Below are 16,690 nucleotides of genomic sequence, written 5' to 3' on the forward strand. Positions count from 1 at the left end.
ATCACTGTGATTTTTTGAGGTAACAAGATGCAAGTTTCAGTTGAAACCACTCAAGGTCTGGGACGTCGCGTAACGATTACCGTTGCTGCTGACATCATTGAGAGTGCGGTGAAGAGCGAGCTGGTCAACGCGGCCAAAAAAGTACGTATTGACGGTTTTCGTAAAGGCAAAGTGCCGATGAATGTTGTTGCTCAGCGTTATGGTGCCTCTGTGCGTCAGGACGTATTGGGTGACCTGATGCAGCGCAACTTTGTTGACGCTATCATCAAAGAAAAAATTAATCCGGTTGGCGCGCCTAACTATACCCCCGGCGAATATGCCGTAGGTGGCGACTTCACTTACACTGTAGAGTTTGACGTGTACCCGGAAGTCGAACTGAAAGGTCTGGAAGCAATCGAAGTTGAAAAACCGGTTGTTGAAGTGACTGATGCTGACGTTGATACCATGCTGGATACGCTGCGTAAGCAACAGGCGACTTGGAAAGAAACTGACCGTGCTGCGACAGCCGAAGATCGTGCAACGATCGATTTCACTGGCTCTATCGACGGTGAAGTCTTCGAAGGCGGAAAAGCGTCCGACTTCGTTCTGGCAATGGGCCAGAGCCGCATGATCCCAGGTTTTGAAGATGGTATCGTTGGGCACAAAGCGGGTGAAGAATTCACTATCAACGTGAATTTCCCAGAAGACTACCACGCTGAAAATCTGAAAGGAAAAGCGGCTCAGTTCGTTATCGTCCTGAAGAAAGTTGAAGAGCGTGAGCTGCCTGAACTGACTGAAGAATTCATCAAACGTTTCGGCGTGGCTGATGGTTCTCAGGAAGGTCTGCGTGCTGAAGTCCGTAAAAATATGGAACGTGAGCTGAAAGGCGCGGTGCGTAACCGTGTGAAAACTCAGGTTCTGGATGGACTGATCAACGCCAACGAAATCGAAGTGCCAGTTGCACTGATCGATGGCGAAATCGATGTTCTGCGCCGTCAGGCTGCACAGCGTTTTGGTGGCAACGAGAAGCAAGCGCTGGAATTACCGCGTGAACTGTTCGAAGAGCAAGCTAAACGCCGCGTTGTTATCGGTTTATTGCTGGGCGAAGTGATCAGCAGCAACGAGCTGAAAGCTGACGAAGCACGCGTTAATGTACTGATCGAAGAGATGGCTTCTGCTTACGAAGATCCGCAGGAAGTTATCGAGTTCTACAGCAAGAATAAAGAGCTGCTGAACAACATGCGTAACGTCGCACTGGAAGAGCAAGCGGTTGAAACTGTGCTTGCTAAAGCGAAAGTCGTTGAGAAATCAGTAAGCTTCAACGAACTGATGAATCAAACGACTACGGCGTAAACGTTGTTGATATCAACATTGTTTATTGCGTAGCGGGGTGCTTCCCTATCAAAGCCCGTGCCTTATGGCGCGGGCTTTTTGCTTATAGCTTTGCGTAATCGTAGTGCCGATGATGACCGGTGAGGCGATCTTTTACCTCCGGTGTTGGACGCCTCCGTTCCTGTCAGACAATACGCAAGGAATGGTCACCTGAAATTGCACTATTATTAAGTCAGGCGAGAATTTATTAGGTCGTGCAAAGAGTTAAACCACAGATTTGCCGTGCCGATAACGTGTTAATAATAAAATAATTGGCTCTTTAATAGAGAGCGATTGATAGTGTAAGCTTGAAATACAATGCACGTGCCCCCACTCACTGAAGAGGAAAGGCCGGCACAGCAGTTAAGGATTCTCGGCCGTTGGGTTGTTCAACAGTGACGGGGGCAGGGTTCCATAGTCATCCCCCCCTATCTCTAGTAGAATTGAGCTATGCAATGATTGAACAACGCAATAAGAGTGCCGGACGCATTTTATCTAGGAGACGTGAATGTCATACAGTGGCGAACAAGAAAGACAAGCACCTCATATGGCGTTAGTGCCGATGGTGGTTGAACAGACTGCGCGTGGGGAACGTTCTTACGATATCTATTCCCGTCTACTAAAAGAACGGATAATCTTTCTGACCGGTCAGGTGGAAGATTACATGGCGAATTTGGTTGTGGCACAGATGCTGTTTCTGGAAGCCGAAAACCCAGAAAAAGACATTTATCTGTACATTAACTCTCCAGGTGGCGTTATTACTGCTGGTATGTCTATTTACGACACCATGCAGTTTATCAAGCCGGATGTCAGCACGATCTGTATGGGACAGGCTTGTTCAATGGGCGCGTTCCTGTTGACTGCGGGTGCTAAAGGTAAACGTATTTGCTTACCTAACTCGCGCGTTATGATTCACCAGCCGTTGGGTGGTTTCCAGGGGCAGGCAACGGATATTGAAATCCATGCCAAAGAAATACTGAAAGTAAAAGCCAAAATGAATGAGCTGATGGCGAAACACACGGGGCAACCTCTTGAAGCGATAGAGAGAGACACAGAGCGCGATCGTTTCCTCTCTGCTAGCGAGGCAGTAGAATACGGTTTGGTAGACTCCGTATTCACTAACCGTGGGTAATAATTCGCCATATTAGCGGTCTGGTGTGGCTAAAAATCAGTGTTCGACCGATAGTCTGTTGTGCGGGGTTATTTTACGCGTATTGGCTATAAGTATCGGCGTTCGTTGTAGCGATATCGCTGTGGTTGGCCTGCGGGCAAAAGACGAAGAAGAGGTTTAACTCATGACAGATAAGCGCAAAGACGGTTCAGGAAAGTTACTGTACTGCTCTTTTTGCGGCAAGAGCCAGCATGAAGTGCGTAAGCTGATTGCCGGGCCGTCGGTGTATATCTGCGATGAATGTGTTGACTTGTGTAACGACATTATTCGCGAAGAAATTAAGGAAGTAGCGCCACATCGTGAGCGCAGTGCGTTGCCGACGCCACACGAAATTCGCCGCCACCTTGACGATTACGTCATTGGTCAAGAGCAGGCCAAGAAGGTGTTGGCTGTTGCGGTATATAACCACTATAAACGCTTGCGTAATGGTGACAGCAGCAACGGAATCGAGCTGGGTAAAAGTAACATCCTGCTGATCGGTCCGACAGGGAGCGGTAAAACGCTGTTGGCTGAAACCCTGGCGCGTTTCCTGGATGTTCCGTTCACCATGGCGGATGCTACCACGCTGACTGAAGCGGGTTATGTCGGTGAAGACGTTGAAAACATCATTCAGAAGCTGTTGCAGAAGTGTGATTACGATGTGCAGAAAGCGCAGCGTGGGATTGTCTATATCGATGAAATCGACAAGATTTCTCGTAAGTCAGACAACCCATCGATCACCCGTGATGTATCTGGTGAAGGCGTGCAACAGGCGCTGTTGAAGCTGATCGAAGGGACCATCGCAGCGGTGCCGCCGCAGGGTGGACGTAAGCATCCGCAGCAGGAGTTCTTGCAGGTTGATACCTCCAAGATCCTCTTCATCTGTGGTGGGGCGTTCGCGGGTCTGGACAAAGTGATCGAGCAGCGTACCGATACGGGACGCGGTATTGGTTTCAACGCGACAGTTAAAGGATCGGCTGAAAAAGCGACCGAAGGCGAACTGTTAAGTCATGTTGAACCGGGCGATTTGATCAAGTTTGGTTTGATTCCTGAGTTCATCGGACGTCTGCCGGTTGTCGCAACGCTGAGAGAATTGAGCGAAGACGCATTGATTCAGATTCTGCGTGAGCCGAAGAATGCACTGACCAAACAATATCAGGCGCTGTTCAATTTGGAAGGCGTTGAGCTGGAATTCCGTGATGAAGCGCTGACGGCGATTGCGAAAAAAGCGATGGTTCGTAAGACCGGCGCACGTGGTTTGCGTTCCATTGTTGAAGCCGCGCTGCTGGAGACGATGTACGATCTGCCATCGCTGGAAAGTGTGGATAAAGTTGTTATTGACGAATCCGTGATTGCTGGGCATTCAGAGCCATTATTAATCTATGGTAAGCATGAAACACAGCAGGCTTCCGGCGAATAATTAATCAATTAAGCCGTATCAAGAAATAAAAATGGGGGATTTTATCCCCCATTTGTTTTTTACACGCATGCTGGTCGTTGAATGTGAGACATTTATCCCCATATACTCAAATACCTATTTGATGAAACGGTGAAAACCGCGTTTCACGAGATTCCCATAACCTGGCGGAAACGAAACTAAGAGAGAGCTCTATGAACCCTGAGCGTTCCGAACGCATAGAAATCCCCGTATTGCCATTGCGCGATGTGGTGGTTTATCCGCACATGGTCATTCCGTTGTTTGTTGGTCGGGAGAAATCGATTCGGTGCCTTGAAGCAGCAATGGATCATGACAAGAAGATCATGCTGGTGGCACAGAAAGAAGCCTCAACGGATGAGCCAAGTATTAACGATCTTTTCTCGGTAGGGACAGTAGCCTCAATTCTTCAAATGCTGAAACTACCTGACGGCACGGTAAAAGTGCTGGTCGAGGGGTTACAGCGTGCGCGTATTACGACGCTCTCTGACAGCGGTGAGCATTTCGCTGCACACGCAGAATATCTTGATTCTCCGGCGATTGATGAGCGTGAGCAGGAAGTTCTCATGCGCACGGCGATCAATCAGTTTGAGGGATACATCAAGCTGAACAAGAAGATTCCGCCGGAAGTTCTGACCTCTCTGAACAGTATTGACGATGCCGCGCGCTTAGCCGACACCATTGCCGCGCACATGCCGTTGAAATTGACTGACAAGCAGTCTGTACTTGAAATGTTCGACATCACTGAACGCTTAGAGTACCTGATGGCGATGATGGAATCCGAAATCGACCTGTTGCAGGTAGAAAAACGGATCCGCGGCCGCGTTAAGAAGCAAATGGAAAAAAGCCAGCGTGAGTACTATCTGAATGAGCAAATGAAAGCCATTCAGAAAGAGCTGGGAGAGATGGATGATGCACCTGATGAACACGAAGCGTTAAAGCGTAAAATTGAAGCGGCGAAAATGCCGAAAGACGCGCGTGAAAAAGCCGAGGCTGAGTTACAAAAGCTGAGGATGATGTCGCCGATGTCGGCTGAAGCGACCGTGGTGCGCAGCTATATCGACTGGATGGTGCAGGTGCCATGGAATGCGCGTAGCAAAGTGAAGAAAGATTTGCTGAAAGCGCAGGAAATGCTGGATACCGACCACTACGGTCTGGATCGCGTGAAAGAACGTATCCTCGAATATCTCGCAGTACAGAGCCGTGTTAGCAAGATAAAAGGGCCGATTCTGTGTCTGGTTGGGCCTCCTGGCGTGGGTAAAACCTCACTCGGTCAGTCTATCGCTAAAGCGACTGGACGTCAGTATGTGCGCATGGCGTTGGGTGGTGTGCGTGACGAAGCCGAAATCCGTGGGCACCGCCGTACCTATATCGGTTCAATGCCGGGCAAGCTAATCCAGAAAATGGCGAAAGTCGGTGTAAAAAACCCACTATTCCTGCTGGATGAGATCGATAAAATGTCTTCCGACATGCGTGGCGATCCGGCTTCTGCCTTGCTGGAAGTACTCGACCCTGAGCAGAATGTCGCGTTTAACGATCACTATCTGGAAGTCGATTACGATCTGTCCGATGTGATGTTTGTTGCTACGTCTAACTCTATGAATATTCCGGCACCGTTGCTTGACCGTATGGAGGTTATTCGTCTTTCCGGCTATACCGAAGATGAAAAACTGAATATTGCCAAGCAGCACTTGCTGCCGAAACAGATTGAACGTAATGCGCTGAAAAAGGGCGAGCTGTCGGTAGAAGACAGTGCGATTGTTGGTATTATCCGTTATTACACGCGTGAAGCGGGCGTGCGTAGTCTGGAGCGTGAAATTTCCAAACTGTGCCGTAAAGCAGTAAAAACGCTGTTGATGGATAAATCCACTAAGCATATCCAGATTTCGGGCGATAACCTTAAAGATTTCCTTGGGGTACAGCGCTTTGACTATGGTCGCGCGGACGATGAAAATCGCGTAGGGCAGGTGACCGGACTGGCCTGGACGGAAGTTGGTGGTGATCTGCTGACGATTGAAACCGCCTGCGTACCGGGCAAGGGTAAACTGACCTATACCGGCTCGTTGGGTGAGGTCATGCAAGAGTCGATTCAGGCTGCGCTTACCGTGGTTCGTGCCAGAGCGGAAAAATTAGGCATCAATGCTGATTTTTACGAGAAGCGTGATATCCACGTTCACGTTCCTGAAGGTGCAACGCCAAAAGACGGGCCGAGTGCAGGTATCGCTATGTGTACTGCGCTGGTTTCCTGTCTGACCGGTAACCCAGTGCGTGCCGACGTGGCGATGACGGGAGAGATTACCCTGCGTGGTCTGGTGCTGCCGATCGGTGGTCTGAAAGAGAAACTACTGGCCGCACACCGTGGTGGTATCAAGACGGTATTGATTCCAGATGACAACAAGCGCGATCTGGAAGAGATTCCACAGAACGTGATTGCCGATCTGGAAATCCATCCGGTGAAGCGTATCGAGGAAGTGTTGGCGTTAGCGTTGCTGAATGCGCCTTCTGGCATCCAGGTGGTCTCGACCCCTAAAGCCAAAGCCAAGGCTAAGGCAAAATAGTGACCTGTCGCAAAAACCCTTGATAAAATCAGGGCTGGTGAGTGAAATCGTGCTTGCCAGCTTTTTTTTGTACCGCTAAGTTAGAGCACTGTTAGTTTTAGCCGTAACTGGCTAAGACATGACAGTATTGATTATAAATTACGTGTCGCGTCTTGGGACATTGAAGCGCGATAAGAGAATTCCAGAGGGGATGACAGAGTGAACAAGTCACAATTGATCGACAAAATTGCCGCAGATGCTGATATTTCCAAAGCGGCAGCAGGGCGTGTGTTAGATGCAATTATTGGTTCCGTTACCGAATCCCTGAAAGAAGGGGATGATGTTGCTTTGGTTGGCTTTGGTACTTTCTCAGTACGTGAACGTGCTGCTCGTACCGGTCGTAACCCGCAAACTGGTAAGGAAATCAGTATCCCTGCGGCAAAAGTACCAGGATTCCGTGCTGGTAAAACGCTGAAAGACGCCGTTAACTGATTATTACGTCACAGGTTTGGCTGATAACCACTTCGGGTTGCCAAACAATACCTGACGCAATGATATTGGTAGGGTAAGATACGGGGCGCATCATTTTATGATGTGCCTTTTATTTTATTAGGACTATACCCCAAATAATTCGAGTTTCAGGAAGGCGGCAAGGGAAGGAGTCCCGATGAGCTTACTCAGGTAAGTGGTTCGGGTGAGTGAACGCAGCCAACGTACATGCAACTTGAAGTATTACCGGTATATACATACCCGACACATTGCAGAACGTGGCGGGCAATAAGCTTAAGTGCGCCCTAGCCTTGTATTGGGCTATAGCAATCGCAAGGATGCATGGCTCCGGCCAGCGCAGGGAGTTTTATCCATTCTACAGCGGAGTGTTGTCACATTATGATGGACAATTTACGTACGGCTGCGAATAACGTCGTGCTCAAAATTATTCTTGCTTTGATCATCGCATCATTCGTTTTAACTGGCGTTGGTGATTATCTTATTGGTGGTTCAGGAGATTACGCTGCAAAGGTGAACGGGCAGGAAATTACCCGTGCTCAGCTTGAGCAGGCGGTACAAAACGAACGCAGTCGTCAACAGGAAACTCTGGGTGAGAATTTCTCTCTTCTGGCGAGCAATGACGGTTATATGCAGCAACTGCGTAGGCAGGCACTCTCCCAACTGATTGATGAAACCTTGCTGGATCAGTATGCCAACAAGCTGGGACTAAACATCAGTGATGCGCAAATCAAACAGGCGATCTTTGATGTTCCCGCGTTTCAGACAAACAACCGTTTTGATAATGAAAAGTATCTGGATCAGGTTCGTCGCCTTGGCGTAACGCCGGATATGTATGCTCAGATGCTGCGTAAGCAACTGACGTCACAACAGCTGATTCGCGGTTTTGGCAATACGGCGTTCCTGCTGCCGCAGGAGATCGATAATCTGGTGAAACTGGCTGCGCAGGATCGTGTTGTCCGTGTGGCAACCATTGATATCGCTGCCAAAGCGAAAGCTCAGACCGTTGCTGACGATGAAGTCCAGAGTTATTACGATCAAAACAAAGGGAATTTCATCGCACCGGAAGAATTCAAGGTCAGCTATATCACGCTGGATGCGGCAAGCATCATGGATAGTGTGAAAGTGGACGATAAAGCTATCAATGATTTCTACGAGCAGAATAAGAACGACTATTCTCAACCTGAGCGCAAAAAATTCAGTGTCATTCAGGTGAAGAATGAGGCTGAGGCCGCATCTGTTCTGGATTCGCTGAAGCAAGGTGGCGACTTCGCTGCTCTCGCGAAAGAAAAATCAACGGACATCATCTCGCGTCGCAACGGTGGCGATCTGGGATGGATGGACGAAAACAGCATGATTGATGAGCTTAAACAGGCAAAACTGACGGAGAAAGGTCAGGTTTCCGCAGCGATTAAATCATCTGTGGGTTATCTGATTGTGCGTCTGGACGATGTTCAGCCACAGCAGGTCAAACCGCTGAGCGAAGTGCGTGCCGAGATTGCTGAGAAAGTGAAGCACGAGAAAGCGCAGGATGGTTACTATGCGCTGCAACAAAAAATCAGCGAAGCAGCTAGCAATGACAATGAATCTCTTGCTTCAGCTGAAGAGGCTGCCAGTGTGAAAGCAGCGCAGACAGAGTGGTTTACGCGTGAGAAAGTTCCAGCTGTACTGAACTTCCAACCGGTAACGCAGGCTATCTTTAGCGGTGCGTTGCTGGGTGAGAACGGTGCTGCTGGCAACAACTCTGATGTTATTAACGTTGACGGTGACCGTGCTTTTGTTCTGCGCATCACTGAGCATAAGCCTGAAAGCACTCGCCCTCTGGATCAGGTTCGTACCGAGATCGTAGAGGCGTTGAAGCGTCAGAAGGCTGAACAGCAGGCTCGTGTGGACGCTGAAAAAATTCTGGCTGAGCTGAAGCAAGGCAAAGATGACGCACTTAAAGCTGCTGGGTTGAGCTTTGGGGAAGCAAAAACGATGTCTTCTATCTCTCAAGGTGATGCAACGGCTGAGGCGATTTTTGCGATGCCACATCCACAGAAAGATAAGCCGTCTTATGCGATTACGCAGGATCAGGCGGGCAACATCGTGCTGGCTGCGCTAGATAGCGTGACGCCACATCAGCTAAACGATGAGCAGAAAACACAGTTTGCCAGCCAGGTTCAGCAAGGTTCTCTGGGTGCGCTGTTTGATTCTCTGCTGTCCAGCTTGCGTAGTGAAGCGAAAATCAAGATGGGCAATGCGGCGCAAGAACAGCAATAAGCTCCGCAAAAATTTGCAAATCGTTGCAACAACTAAAGGCCGCTTTCGCGGCCTTTTCCACATTTAAATTCTGCTGTTTGCGGTGTTGATGGGTCTGCGGCAAGGTAGCCGTGCTGTCACACACAAGGAGGAAACAGCATGAAAAAATCAGGAATAAAAGCACTGTGCTTGATAATTGGAATGAGTTTGTCTGGGCTGCCATTACTGGTTCAGGCGGCATCTAAAGCCGCTGACAGTACTGTGACGGCGGTGAAGTCTGCGCCAGCAGATCAGAAGGCGGAAAAAGCAACGCTTCCTGATGGTGATGAGGATAAGGTAAGCATTAATACGGCGAACGCTGTTGATTTGGCTGAAATAATGAACGGTGTCGGCCTTAAAAAAGCGGAAGCGATCGTTAACTATCGCGAGCAAAATGGCCCTTTTACCCAGGTCGATCAATTAACTGAGGTCCCAGGAATTGGGGCTGCATTAGTTGAACGTAATCTCTCTCGTTTAAAACTGTGACGTTTTTAAAATTGTGACGTTGGTCGCAGCCCAGTCGAGCACTTCCTCGGGGCTGCGAACCTCTGCTAGGCTAATTATCAGGTCGTACCAGTTGCTGATTGTCACAGGAGCATTAGCGTTATGCAGACTTTCATTACCGTTCGTGGTTATCACATTGATGTTTATCAGCATGTTAATAACGCGCGCTATCTGGAGTTTCTGGAAGAGGCTCGTTGGCAATGGTTGGAAACGTTACCCGCTTTTGGCTGGATGCGTAGCAACAATATTGCTTTCGTGGTGGTGAACATCAATATTAACTATCGCAAACCTGCCGTTCTCGGTGATGTGCTGCGCGTTGATAGCGGATTACTGCAGATGAATACGAAAAGCGGCGTGATCAGTCAAAAGATAACCCGAGTGTCTGATGAAAGTGATGTGGCGGATGCTATGCTGACGTTTGTCTGCATTGATTTATTGACGCAAAAAGCGTTGCCGCTGGAAGGAGAACTGCTGGAACACTTAAACGCGATTCGCCGTTAACATGAAGCAGCATGCCGTTTCTGTACGAAGTGACATGCCGTTTTTACTTTGAGTGACATCTCTGCGAGTCGAAGTCTCAGCGTAACCCGACTTTCTGCTTCAGTGAAGCCATGACCGTCGCTGCGTCTTTTTGATATTGTGCGAGTCCGTTTGCGCGTAAATGGCAGGCGGCACACTGGCCACACCCATCACCCTTGATGCCGTTATAGCAGGTTAACGTGTGGTAACGAACCGTATCGAGCTGCTGATAATAGTCCGCTAGCGCCCAGGTTTCGGCCTTATTGAGCCACATCAGCGGAGTTTCAAAACGGATATCACGTGCAATACCTAAAACAATGGCCTGATTCAGAGCCTTTACGAACTCGTCGCGACAATCTGGGTAACCAGAAAAATCGGTCTCACACACGCCGGTAATGACGGCTTCTGCACCAACCTGATAGGCGTAGATAGAAGCGAGTGTCAGGAAAAGAATGTTTCTTCCCGGAACGAAGGTGTTGGGGATGCCTTGTGCATTGGCATCGTAATCAGGAACCGGGATGCTGTCGCGCGTTAAGCTGCTGGTGGCGAGTTCATTCAGTAAGCCGACGTCCAGAACCTTATGTGCCGCTGCGCCCAATTTCTGGCTGAGTTCTTGGGCGACTTCAATTTCCGCGCGGTGGCGTTGTCCATAATCGAAGGTGATGCAGTGGACGTCATCATAATCTTGCAGAGCCTGAATCAGGCAGGTTGTGGAATCTTGTCCACCGCTAAAAACGACAACAGCACGTTTCATTCTTCATTCACCTTAGCGTGATGTTAGCCGCAAAACGTCTGTAACGCAGTGCGGTGCAAAGTCGCTATGTTACCTGAAACCATGTTACCTGAAAAATAGCCCGTATTCAGCGTTGCGGCTGCGCGCTGAATACACCAGCCTCACGCCAGACTGGGTTCCGGTATGAGAAAGGACATCTCCGGGTTGTTCAGGGCGTTGAGGTAAGGGCTAATGTCGCCGATGTTTTTTTCTACCCAGCTACTGTTGTAGTAGGTGTCCAGATAGCGTTCGCCGCTGTCACATAACAGGGTCACAATCGCGCCTTTTTGGCCATGGTTAACCATTTCTTTGGCCAATTGCAGCATACCCCAAACATTCGTGCCAGTAGAGGCGCCTGCTTTGCGGCCTAATACGCTTTCCAGCCAGTACAGCGTTGCGATGCTGGCGGCATCCGGCACTTTGATCATGCTATCAATGACGCCTGGAATAAAAGAAGGCTCGGCACGCGGGCGGCCGATACCTTCTATCCGACTGCCGCATGGGCCAATGATGGAACGATCCTGTTTCTGATAGCAGTCGTAGAAGACCGAGTTTTCTGGATCGACGACGACCAGTTGCGTATCCAACCCCTGATAGCGAATGTAGCGACCGAGCGTTGCTGACGTGCCGCCCGTACCGGCACTCATCACAATGTAGTCCGGTACGGGATGGGGTTCACGTGCCATTTGACGGTAAATGCTGTCGGCAATATTGTTATTGCCACGCCAGTCGGTAGCGCGTTCCGCGTAGGTGAACTGGTCCATATAGTGGCCGTTCATCTCTTGCGCCAGCTGTTCGGATGCAGCATAGATTTGTCCCGCCTGCTCAACAAAATGACAGCGCCCGCCATAGAAAGCGATTTGCTCTATTTTTCTTTTTGCGGTGCAGGACGGCATGACGGCAATAAACGGTAAGCCAAGCAAGCGTGCAAAATAGGCTTCTGATACGGCGGTACTGCCAGATGACGCTTCGATAATTGGCGTACCTTCTTTAATCCAACCGTTGCACAGCCCGTAGAGAAACAAGGAGCGCGCCAGGCGATGCTTCAGGCTACCGCTGGGGTGTGTGCTTTCATCTTTGAGATAAAAATAGATACCGGGATAATCCGGCAGGGTCAGACGTATAAGATGCGTATCAGCCGAACGCTGAAAATCTGCTTCGATAGCGCTGATGGCATTTTTAACCCAGGCATTGGTCATCATGAAAACTCGGTTAGTTATTATGCGAATAGATTAACGAGTTTTTAGGATAAAAAAATTACCTTTTTATCTCTTAATATTCAGTTTAAGGGAAATATTTACTCTTTATTGATTTATATGGGGATGTTTTTACTATCGAGGTGCATGAAGTGTCGCTATTCTAAAAATCATGGGGCGGTGATGGTATTGCAGAAAAAGTCATTAAGGTCATCAGCTATACTGATGGCACCAACAATGCTATCCCACCCTTTTTTTGGTGGAAAGAATATTGCTTTTATCTCTTAATAGAGGATGGTTGGGAAAGTTTTTCTATCGAGCGGCTATGTTGGGTAAAATTATGCTGGATAAAATTGATCGTACACTGCTGAATATGTTGCAACAGGATTGCACGCTTTCGCTTCAGACGCTGGCTGATGCAGTTAATCTGACATCCACGCCGTGCTGGAAACGTCTGAAGCGTCTGGAAGAAGAGGGAATCATTCGGGCTCGGGTGGCGCTGCTGGATAATGAACGTCTCGGGTTAGGGCTAACTGCGTTTGTCTTACTGAAGACGCAACAGCACAATCGTGACTGGTATCAGACCTTCACTCGCGTGGTGTCCGACATGCCGGAAGTGCTGGCTTTTTATCGCATGGCGGGAGAATACGATTATCTGATGCAGGTTCAGGTCGCTGATATGAAAAGCTATGATGATTTCTATAAGCGGTTAGTGAATGGTATTCCCGGGCTGGTAGATGTAACATCTAGCTTTGCTATGGAACGAATCAAACATACCACGGCACTGCCTTTATCCCTGTGATTCATCGTCCATCCATCTTTTGTATAATCACTTTTCTGAGTCTGTCATGACCCGTCTGCCTATTGGAATGAAAACCGCGTGAGACTGTTTGCTCAACTGAGTTGGTATTTTCGTCGTGAATGGCGGCGTTATCTGGGTGCTGTCGCGCTATTGATTGCGATTGCCATTCTGCAATTACTCCCCCCAAAACTGGTCGGCGTTATTGTCGATGGAGTGACGCAACACGGCATGTCGATGGCCGAAATGATGCAGTGGATTGGCGTGATGCTGCTTACCGCCGTCATGGTGTATCTACTGCGCTACGTGTGGCGAGTATTCCTGTTTGGAGCGTCATACCAATTGGCGGTCGAGTTACGAGCAGATTTTTACCGTCAACTGAGTCGTCAACATCCTGCATTTTATCAACGCCACCGTACCGGCGATCTGATGGCACGCGCTACAAACGATGTCGATCGCGTGGTATTTGCCGCCGGAGAAGGCGTGCTGACGCTGGTCGATTCGATGGTGATGGGCTGTGCCGTACTGATTGTCATGTGCACGCAAATCAGCTGGGAACTGACCCTGTTGGCGCTGCTCCCAATGCCGGTCATGGCGATTTTCATCAAACGCTACGGTACCCAACTGCATAACCGCTTCAAATTCGCCCAGGCTGCGTTTTCTTCGCTTAACGATCAGGCGCAGGAAAGTTTGACCAGCATTCGGATGATTAAAGCCTTTGGGTTGGAAAACTACCAATCCGCGCGTTTCGCGCAGGTTGCGGCGGATGCCGGTGCTAAAAATATGCACGTTGCCCGAGTCGATGCCCGGTTCGATCCCACGATTTATATTGCCGTCGGACTGTCGAATTTGCTGGCGATTGGCGGTGGTAGTTGGATGGTGATTAACGGTTCAATAACGTTAGGGCTGTTGACGAGTTTTGTCATGTATCTGGGATTGATGATCTGGCCGATGCTGGCGCTGGCCTGGATGTTTAATATTGTTGAACGCGGTAGCGCGGCATATGGCCGCATTCGTCAGCTACTTGCGGAAGAGCTCGTGGTGAAAGACGGTGAGGAATCATTGCCTGCCAAGCGGGGTATATTGGAGGTGAATATCTCTGCATTTCGCTACCCAGATAATACTCGTGATGCTTTACAGCATGTTCAGTTTACGTTGGCACCGGGCAATATGCTGGGATTATGCGGGCCGACGGGATCGGGGAAAAGTACGTTGTTGGCGTTAATTTTGCGTCATTTTGATAGCCAATCGGGAGAAATTCGTTATCACGATCGTCCATTAGACGCTATTCGGTTGGATGAACTGCGCAACCGCTTTGCTGTCGTGGGACAAATGCCTTTTTTGTTTTCGGACACGGTGGCACAAAACATCGCACTGGGCCGGCCTGATGCCACACAACAAGAGATTGAACAGGCTGCGCGGCTTGCGAGTGTCCATGATGACATTCTACGTTTGCCTAAGGGTTACCAGACGGAGGTTGGCGAGCGCGGCGTGATGCTATCGGGCGGTCAAAAACAGCGAATTGCGATTGCGCGTGCGCTATTGCTTGATGCTGAAATTTTGGTGCTGGACGATGCGCTGTCTGCGGTTGATGGGCGAACGGAGCACCAGATTTTGCAGAATCTCAAAACATGGGGCGAAAAGCGGACGCTGATCATCAGCGCACATCGCCTGTCAGCCCTAACCGAAGCGAATGAAATCGTGGTGTTGCAGCAGGGACAAACAGCGCAGCGTGGCACACATAGAGCGTTGGCCGCAGAGCCCGGCTGGTATCGGGATATGTACCGTTATCAACAGCTGGAGGCGGCGCTGGATGATGTGCCGCAGTTGGAAGGAACGAAAAATGAATAGCCCTCAACAGTTTTGGCCAACCCTGAAGCGTCTGTTGGCCTATGGTTCTCCCTGGAGAAAACCGCTGATACAAGGCGTACTCATGCTGTGGGTTGCTGCTATCGCTGAAGTCTCTGGTCCCGTGCTGGTGAGCTATTTTATTGACGATCTGGTGGCAAAAGGTCAGTTTCCGCTGGCGATTGCGGCTGGCTTGGCAATGGTCTATATCCTGCTGCAAATTCTGGCGGCCTCGCTGCACTATTTCCAGACACTGTTGTTTAACCGGGTCGCAGTGGGTGTCGTTCAGCAACTGCGTATTGATGTGATGGATGCCGCTTTGCGTCAGCCGCTTAGCACATTTGATACACAGCCTGTTGGGCAGTTGATTTCACGCGTCACCAATGACACCGAGGTAGTGAAAGATCTGTATGTCATGGTGGTGTCAACGGTATTACGCAGTGCGGCGTTGGTTGGTGCGATGCTGGTGGCGATGTTCAGTCTGAACTGGCAGATGGCGCTCGTTGCGCTGATGATTTTCCCTGCGGTCGCGACGGTCATGGTGCTCTATCACCGCTTTAGTACGCCGACTGTGCGCAAGGTGCGAAGCTATCTGGCGGACATTAACGATGGTTTCAACGAAGTGATTAATGGCATGGGTGTCATCCAGCAATTTCGCCAGCAGGCACGCTTTGGCAAGAAGTTGGGTGCAGCCAGCCATGAGCATTATGAAGCCCGTATGAAGGCCTTGCGTCTGGAAGGTTTTCTGCTGCGGCCTCTGCTGAGCTTATTTGCCGCGATGGTACTGTGTGGTTTGTTGATCCAATTTGGTTTTAGCTCGATGGGGTCGGTTGGCGTTGGGGTTCTGTACGCGTTTATCAACTACCTTGGCCGCTTAAATGAACCACTGATTGAGCTGACCACCCAGCAATCCATGTTACAGCAGGCGGTCGTCGCCGGTGAACGTATCTTTGAACTGATGGATGGCAAAAAGCAGACCTACGGCAATGACGAGCGCCCCCTGAGTACCGGGCGCGTTGATATTGACGATGTCTCTTTTTCTTATGGTACAGAAACACGCGTGCTACAGAATATTTCCCTGACGATACCTGAGCGCGGTTTTGTCGCCTTAGTGGGGCATACCGGCAGTGGGAAAAGTACGCTAGCCAGCCTACTTATGGGGTATTACGTGCCAGATGAGGGTGAGATTCGGCTTGATGACCGGCCGCTGTCGACGCTCTCTCATACCGTTTTGCGCCAAAATGTGGCAATGGTTCAACAGGATCCCGTTGTCCTGGCGGAGTCGATGTTCGTGAATGTGACTTTGGGACGTGATATCAGCGAAGAGGCCGTCTGGCGTGTGCTGGAAGTGGTGCAGCTTGCTGAACTGGTTCGGGATTTTCCTGAAGGGTTGCATACGCGCATTGGTGAGCAAGGGAACAACTTGTCTACCGGACAAAAACAGCTGTTAGCGATTGCGCGGGTCTTGGTGCAAACGCCTAAAATCCTGATTCTCGATGAGGCTACTGCGAATATTGACTCTGGCACGGAGCAGGCGGTGCAAAAGGCGTTGCGCATCATCAGGGAACAGACGACCTTGATTATCATCGCCCATCGGCTTTCCACTATCGTTGAGGCCGACACGATTATGGTGCTCCATCATGGGCAAACCGTTGAGCGGGGAACGCACGAGCAACTGCTGCAACAGCAGGGCCGCTATTATCAAATGTATCAATTACAACTGGCCGGAGAGGATCTCGCTGCCATTAGCACGGAATCTTGCCCTGCATAACGCGATTATCTGTAATGCCACG

At 49.8% G+C, this 16,690-nt stretch carries 13 protein-coding genes; 11 read left to right on the top strand and 2 right to left on the bottom strand.

Going from position 1 to position 16,690, the window contains the following annotated elements:
* Positions 1-27: 27 nt before the first annotated feature.
* The 8 genes from tig to GZ59_RS05680 all read left to right on the top strand — a co-directional run bounded on the left by tig (position 28) and on the right by GZ59_RS05680 (position 10,264).
* Positions 28-1,332 (top strand): trigger factor, encoded by a 1,305-nt coding sequence (gene tig, locus GZ59_RS05645; protein ID WP_039290638.1) that lies wholly within the window; start codon positions 28-30, stop codon positions 1,330-1,332.
* A gap of 526 nt (positions 1,333-1,858) precedes the next feature.
* Entirely contained in the window at positions 1,859-2,482 is a 624-nt protein-coding gene (gene clpP / locus GZ59_RS05650; protein ID WP_011092742.1) for an ATP-dependent Clp endopeptidase proteolytic subunit ClpP, read from the top strand.
* Positions 2,483-2,645: 163 nt separating this feature from the next.
* Positions 2,646-3,920 carry an ATP-dependent protease ATP-binding subunit ClpX gene (gene clpX / locus GZ59_RS05655; protein WP_011092743.1) on the top strand — a complete coding sequence of 425 codons (1,275 nt, stop codon included), beginning with the start codon at positions 2,646-2,648 and terminating at the stop codon, positions 3,918-3,920.
* Positions 3,921-4,111: 191 nt separating this feature from the next.
* Complete coding sequence (lon, locus tag GZ59_RS05660; protein ID WP_011092744.1) at positions 4,112-6,493, top strand: endopeptidase La; 2,382 nt, start codon at positions 4,112-4,114, stop codon at positions 6,491-6,493.
* A 198-nt stretch (positions 6,494-6,691) separates the two neighbouring features.
* On the top strand, positions 6,692-6,964 hold the full coding sequence (hupB, locus tag GZ59_RS05665; protein ID WP_005976031.1) for a nucleoid-associated protein HU-beta: 273 nt from the start codon (positions 6,692-6,694) through the stop codon (positions 6,962-6,964).
* Between the two features lie 396 nt (positions 6,965-7,360).
* Positions 7,361-9,241, top strand: a complete 1,881-nt coding sequence (ppiD, locus tag GZ59_RS05670) for a peptidylprolyl isomerase (RefSeq protein ID WP_011092745.1) — start codon at positions 7,361-7,363, stop codon at positions 9,239-9,241.
* A gap of 138 nt (positions 9,242-9,379) precedes the next feature.
* Entirely contained in the window at positions 9,380-9,745 is a 366-nt protein-coding gene (locus tag GZ59_RS05675) for a helix-hairpin-helix domain-containing protein (RefSeq protein WP_011092746.1), read from the top strand.
* Between the two features lie 120 nt (positions 9,746-9,865).
* Complete coding sequence (locus GZ59_RS05680) at positions 9,866-10,264, top strand: acyl-CoA thioesterase (protein ID WP_011092747.1); 399 nt, start codon at positions 9,866-9,868, stop codon at positions 10,262-10,264.
* 76 nt (positions 10,265-10,340) lie between these two features.
* On the opposite strand, the gene queC is transcribed toward GZ59_RS05680, so the two are convergent.
* Both queC and GZ59_RS05690 read right to left on the bottom strand, forming a co-directional pair.
* Positions 10,341-11,036, bottom strand: coding sequence for a 7-cyano-7-deazaguanine synthase QueC (gene queC / locus GZ59_RS05685; RefSeq protein WP_011092748.1), 696 nt, complete (start codon positions 11,034-11,036; stop codon positions 10,341-10,343).
* A 140-nt stretch (positions 11,037-11,176) separates the two neighbouring features.
* Positions 11,177-12,253, bottom strand: coding sequence for a PLP-dependent cysteine synthase family protein (locus GZ59_RS05690; protein ID WP_011092749.1), 1,077 nt, complete (start codon positions 12,251-12,253; stop codon positions 11,177-11,179).
* 337 nt (positions 12,254-12,590) lie between these two features.
* On the opposite strand from GZ59_RS05690, the gene GZ59_RS05695 reads away from it, so the two are divergent.
* The 3 genes from GZ59_RS05695 (at position 12,591) to GZ59_RS05705 (ending at position 16,668) form a co-directional block, all read left to right on the top strand.
* On the top strand, positions 12,591-13,052 hold the full coding sequence (locus GZ59_RS05695; protein WP_005976040.1) for an Lrp/AsnC family transcriptional regulator: 462 nt from the start codon (positions 12,591-12,593) through the stop codon (positions 13,050-13,052).
* Positions 13,053-13,130: 78 nt separating this feature from the next.
* The gene (locus GZ59_RS05700; protein WP_011092751.1) at positions 13,131-14,900 is read left to right on the top strand and encodes a SmdA family multidrug ABC transporter permease/ATP-binding protein; all 1,770 of its coding nucleotides are present in this window, start codon (positions 13,131-13,133) and stop codon (positions 14,898-14,900) included.
* Positions 14,893-16,668: a SmdB family multidrug efflux ABC transporter permease/ATP-binding protein gene (locus GZ59_RS05705; RefSeq protein ID WP_039290642.1), complete on the top strand. Its 1,776-nt coding sequence runs from the start codon at positions 14,893-14,895 to the stop codon at positions 16,666-16,668. The genes GZ59_RS05700 and GZ59_RS05705 overlap by 8 nt, the downstream gene beginning before the upstream one ends.
* The last annotated feature ends 22 nt before the right edge of the window (positions 16,669-16,690 follow it).

Origin of the sequence: Pectobacterium atrosepticum, assembly GCF_000740965.1 — a bacterium.
GTDB classification, from domain to species: domain Bacteria; phylum Pseudomonadota; class Gammaproteobacteria; order Enterobacterales; family Enterobacteriaceae; genus Pectobacterium; species Pectobacterium atrosepticum.

What these genes read in the sequence shown, in the direction of transcription:
- GZ59_RS05690 (WP_011092749.1), bottom strand. Translation starts at nt 12,253, where the DNA reads ATGACCAATGCCTGGGTTAAAAATGCCATCAGCGCTATCGAAGCAGAT.
- clpP (WP_011092742.1), top strand. Translation starts at nt 1,859, where the DNA reads ATGTCATACAGTGGCGAACAAGAAAGACAAGCACCTCATATGGCGTTA.
- ppiD (WP_011092745.1), top strand. Translation starts at nt 7,361, where the DNA reads ATGATGGACAATTTACGTACGGCTGCGAATAACGTCGTGCTCAAAATT.
- queC (WP_011092748.1), bottom strand. Translation starts at nt 11,036, where the DNA reads ATGAAACGTGCTGTTGTCGTTTTTAGCGGTGGACAAGATTCCACAACC.
- GZ59_RS05705 (WP_039290642.1), top strand. Translation starts at nt 14,893, where the DNA reads ATGAATAGCCCTCAACAGTTTTGGCCAACCCTGAAGCGTCTGTTGGCC.
- tig (WP_039290638.1), top strand. Translation starts at nt 28, where the DNA reads ATGCAAGTTTCAGTTGAAACCACTCAAGGTCTGGGACGTCGCGTAACG.
- GZ59_RS05675 (WP_011092746.1), top strand. Translation starts at nt 9,380, where the DNA reads ATGAAAAAATCAGGAATAAAAGCACTGTGCTTGATAATTGGAATGAGT.
- GZ59_RS05695 (WP_005976040.1), top strand. Translation starts at nt 12,591, where the DNA reads ATGCTGGATAAAATTGATCGTACACTGCTGAATATGTTGCAACAGGAT.
- clpX (WP_011092743.1), top strand. Translation starts at nt 2,646, where the DNA reads ATGACAGATAAGCGCAAAGACGGTTCAGGAAAGTTACTGTACTGCTCT.
- lon (WP_011092744.1), top strand. Translation starts at nt 4,112, where the DNA reads ATGAACCCTGAGCGTTCCGAACGCATAGAAATCCCCGTATTGCCATTG.
- GZ59_RS05680 (WP_011092747.1), top strand. Translation starts at nt 9,866, where the DNA reads ATGCAGACTTTCATTACCGTTCGTGGTTATCACATTGATGTTTATCAG.